Genomic DNA, 4021 nt, shown 5'->3' with positions numbered 1-4021 from the left:
CACCGCCGCCGACAACGACTGAGCCAGCGAGAGCGCACGATGGCCGACGATTGAACCGTTGAGACCGGCCTCAAATTGGGCCGTTGCCGACACACGCCAAGGGTGACCGGCGCGGCGTGACCAGCGACTGGATGGAGTTGGAACGCGAGCGCGGTATCTCGGTGACCTCGGCCGCATTGCAGTTCGGCTATCGCGACCACGTGATGAACCTGGTCGACACCCCCGGCCACGCCGACTTCTCCGAGGACACCTACCGGGTGCTGGCCGCCGTCGACTGCGCGATCATGCTGGTTGACGCTGCCAAGGGCCTGGAGGAGCAGACCCGCAAGCTTTTCGCGGTCTGCCGCCATCGCGGCGTCCCCGTGATCACCTTCATCAACAAGTGGGACCGGCGCGGCCGGGATGCACTCACCCTGCTCGAGGACATCGAGACGCACCTCGGGATCACCCCCGTCCCGGTCGTCTGGCCGGTCGGCAACGCGGGCAACCTGCGCGGCCTGGTCGAAGCGGGGAACACCGAGCAGATGCTGCGCTACACCAAGGTGCCGGCCGGCACGCACGCTGCCCTCGAGGAGCAGCTCACCTCCGAGAAGGCCGCCGAGCAGGAGGGCGAAGCCTGGACGACCGCGCTGGAGGAACTGGAGCTGGTGCTCTCCTCCGGCCCCGGCTACGACCAGGAGGCCTTCGAGGCCGGCAAGATCAGCCCGGTCTTCTTCGGTGCCGCGCTGACCAACATCGGTGTGAAGCCCCTGCTGGACGCCGTGGTCGACCTCGCTCCGGCTCCTGGGCCCCGCCCGCTGGCCAAGGGCGGCAGCCGCGAGGTCGGCGAGGAGTTCTCCGGTCTGGTGTTCAAGATCCAGGCGAACATGGACCCGGCCCATCGCGACCGGATCGCCTTCGTCCGGGTCTGCTCCGGCGTCTTCGAGCGCGGCATGCACGTCACCCGGGCGGCCAGCGGCCGCTCGTTCGCCACCAAGTACGCGCACACCGTCTTCGGAGCCGAGCGCACCGTGGTCGACACCGCGTACCCCGGCGACGTGGTCGGCCTGATCAACGCGAGCGCGCTGCGGGTCGGCGACACCCTCTACACCGGCAAGAAGACCGAATTTCCCCCGCTGCCCGCTTTCGCCCCCGAGTACTTCGCGGTGGCACGGCCCAAGGACATCAGCCGTTCCAAGCAGTTCCGCAAGGGCGTCGCCCAACTCGATGAGGAAGGCGTGATCCAGGTGCTGGTCTCCGACCGGCGTGGCGACCAGGCGCCGGTCATGGCTGCGGTCGGCCCGATGCAGTTCGACGTGATCCTGCACCGGATGGAGCACGAGTTCTCTTCCCCGATCGCCCTCGACCAGCTCTCCTACCGCTTGGCCCGGATCACCGACGCCGACGGCGCCGCAGCCCTGGCCAAAGCCCGCCTGACCAACGGCGAGGTGCTCACCCGCCGCTCGGACGACGTGCTGCTGGCCTTGTTCGCCGACAAGTGGCACCTGAACGCCTTCCAGCGCGCCCAGCCCGACGTCCTGCTCCAGCCGCTGATCGCCACGGCGGACTGATCACCGACCTCTCGGCACGGCGGCGCCGCTTGGCACGGCGGACGGCGCATGGTGCGGCCCCTGCCGGGGGTCTTCCGGCGCGCGCCGCCCCTGTGGGTGCCGATAAGTCTGTCCGTGCAGGTCATGCGGCATGTCGGTACTCGTGGAGGGTGCCGCCGAGACGGTCGCGTCCGCGGACGTCCAGCCGGGGGATCCGCCCGGGATCGGCGATCGGGACGGGCCGTGGTGTCAGTGACGTGTCCTGGTGGAGTGCGTGATGTGGAGGCGGTGGGTGATGTAGTGGTCCTCGAACTCCCGCAGTACGTGCAGGAGATGGCGCTGGTTCCAGATCAGCGTCCGGTCGAGGAGTTCGCGTCGGCATGCCCAGCGTTCCGTTAACGGGGACATTACGGGCAAAGCGCCAGGATGATCACGGCCCGCTCACCGCTGACGAATCGAGGTCGACACCGCCATCGGTTGTTGACCGAACCAACACGAAGGCCGGGCCCGTCGCACTGTGTGCGACGGGCCCGGCCTTGTTGCGTAGTAGCGGGGACAGGATTTGAACCTGCGACCTCTGGGTTATGAGCCCAGCGAGCTACCGAGCTGCTCCACCCCGCGTCGGTGACACCGACTCTACGGCACATCCCGCACAGCGCGAAATCTCATTTTCGCCGCCGCCGAGAAAATGTCTGCGGCAGGTGGCGGCGGCGGCCCAGGAATCCATCATGAGCGTCACCTGCCGGATGGCTGGTCACCAGCGGACAGCTCGTACGCAATCGCCGTCTCGGAGACGAATTGGCTGCGGGCGACCGTCGCCCTGGCCGTGCACTGCATGCACGGCGACGACACTCAGGTCGGGCGGTTCGGCTCCCGACAGGGGCTGCATGCTGCCATTGCGTCCCACCCCGTGTACCCGGATTCTCCCCTGGCCTGGCCTGGCCTGGCCTGTTCTGTCGGGGCGGCCCGATACCTTTCACCCCATGACGCTGCTGCCCGTTCGACCGATCGCCACGACCAAGCCGTTGACGCCGGAAACGGCATCGTCCCCAGCGGTTGCCTCGGTGGTTCCGTCCGGGCCCGGCCCGGCCCGGCCCGGCCCGGTGTCGTGGGCGTTGGATGGGACTCTGTTCGCGGTGGACTTCTCGGCTGCCGGCGACGAGCCCGTCGCGCCCTGTGCGGTGTTCCGACTGGGCGATCGCCCGCGTGACGCGTGGGGCGCCGCCCTCGCGCCCGACGCCGGCTGCGTCGTCGTTGCCACCCAGCACGAGGCCATATGCCTGGACGCCGACGGCGCGGTGCGCTGGCGGATCCCTTTCACGCCGCCGGCGCACTCTTCGATCGGGCTCGCCAACTGCGCCTTCTCGCTGGACGGTTCGCATGTGTGGATCTTTCGGCCGGACGCCATGCTGGGCCGGGGGGACGGCGGAGATCGCTGGCTGGTCATGGACGCCGCCGACGGGCGGGTGATCGCCGAATACGCCCTGCCCACGGTCGGGCAGGGCGCCCACCAGGTGGCCCACCCCGACGGCATTCACATGCTCCTGGACGTCGGTGAAGGCCAGGACGGCGTCTTCCTCTTCCACGGCCGTCTGGACGGGGACGCGATCAGCGTCCACTCCTACCCCTGGGACGACCGCTGCCTGATCGATGTCTCCCCCGACGGGCGGGAGTTCATGACCGTCGGACACGGTGAGGACGACGCCGTCTTCCACGCTTTCCCCGACGGCACCGAGCTGTGCCGCTTCGCCGTCGAGCGCTTCCTGACTCCCGCGGGAGCCGACGAGGACGGGAGCACCGATGACAACGACGAGGTCGAAGAGCCCCACATCGCGTGGAGCGGTGGCTACCTTGATGCCGCCACGGCGGTGATCACCGTCGCCGGCGAGACCGAGGACGACGAGTGGAACATTCCGTACGTCGTCGACCTCGCCAGCGGAGCGATCCGGGGCAGTCTCGCCGCCGAGCCCCGGCTGCGCGGCGACGGCACATGGACCACCGTCGACGACCACGGCGGGCTGACGCTCTGGAAGCTCGGCTGATCTGCCCGTAGCACGCGCCCGGCGCCACTCGAAGCCGCTGGGGCAATCGGACGCGAAATATGGTTCTTCCCGGCCGGCTTCCGGAAGCCGAACAACTGGGGGTGTCTATCCAGGCGGACGTCGACAGAGGATCTGACCGGCTGGGTGGCGAGAACCTCGGAGATAGGCGGTGGTCTACGAATATCGCGATCAACTCGGTGACAGGTGAATGTCGTATCGCCGCCACCGAAGTTTGCGACCGTGTCGTTCTCTGGCCGTCCTCGGGCAAGGCGGGAACAGCCGGAATCGAGTAGGCCGCAAAAGCTTTGGCGGGCCGAAGACATAGGTGCTCAGACTGGCCGAGTGAGTCGCACAATGAACCGCCCCGGGTTCGGTGGGGACTCGATTTCGTGAAAGGATTCGAGTCATGGCACGCCCTTCCTCCTACCCGCCTGAGCTGCGCCGTCGTGC

Annotated in this window: 3 protein-coding genes and 1 tRNA gene; 2 read left to right on the top strand and 2 right to left on the bottom strand. The window is 68.4% G+C overall.

Annotated elements, in window-relative coordinates; translation table 11 throughout:
- Positions 1-83: 83 nt before the first annotated feature.
- The gene (locus ACIRYZ_RS46325; protein ID WP_402955743.1) at positions 84-1550 is read left to right on the top strand and encodes a peptide chain release factor 3; all 1467 of its coding nucleotides are present in this window, start codon (positions 84-86) and stop codon (positions 1548-1550) included.
- Positions 1551-1778: 228 nt separating this feature from the next.
- Here ACIRYZ_RS46325 and ACIRYZ_RS46320 read toward each other — a convergent pair whose 3' ends face one another.
- Together ACIRYZ_RS46320 and ACIRYZ_RS46315 are read right to left on the bottom strand one after the other, a co-directional pair.
- Complete coding sequence (locus ACIRYZ_RS46320; RefSeq protein ID WP_402955741.1) at positions 1779-1937, bottom strand: hypothetical protein; 159 nt, start codon at positions 1935-1937, stop codon at positions 1779-1781.
- Between the two features lie 139 nt (positions 1938-2076).
- A tRNA-Met gene (locus ACIRYZ_RS46315) sits at positions 2077-2150 on the bottom strand.
- Positions 2151-2665: 515 nt separating this feature from the next.
- On the opposite strand from ACIRYZ_RS46315, the gene ACIRYZ_RS46310 reads away from it, so the two are divergent.
- Positions 2666-3571: a hypothetical protein gene (locus tag ACIRYZ_RS46310; protein WP_402955739.1), complete on the top strand. Its 906-nt coding sequence runs from the start codon at positions 2666-2668 to the stop codon at positions 3569-3571.
- Positions 3572-4021 lie beyond the last annotated feature (450 nt).

The organism is Kitasatospora sp. NPDC101155 (assembly GCF_044768305.1).
Lineage (GTDB): Bacteria > Actinomycetota > Actinomycetes > Streptomycetales > Streptomycetaceae > Kitasatospora.
Note: the sequence above shows the minus strand (reverse complement) of the source record. Positions and strands in the feature narration are given on the sequence as shown.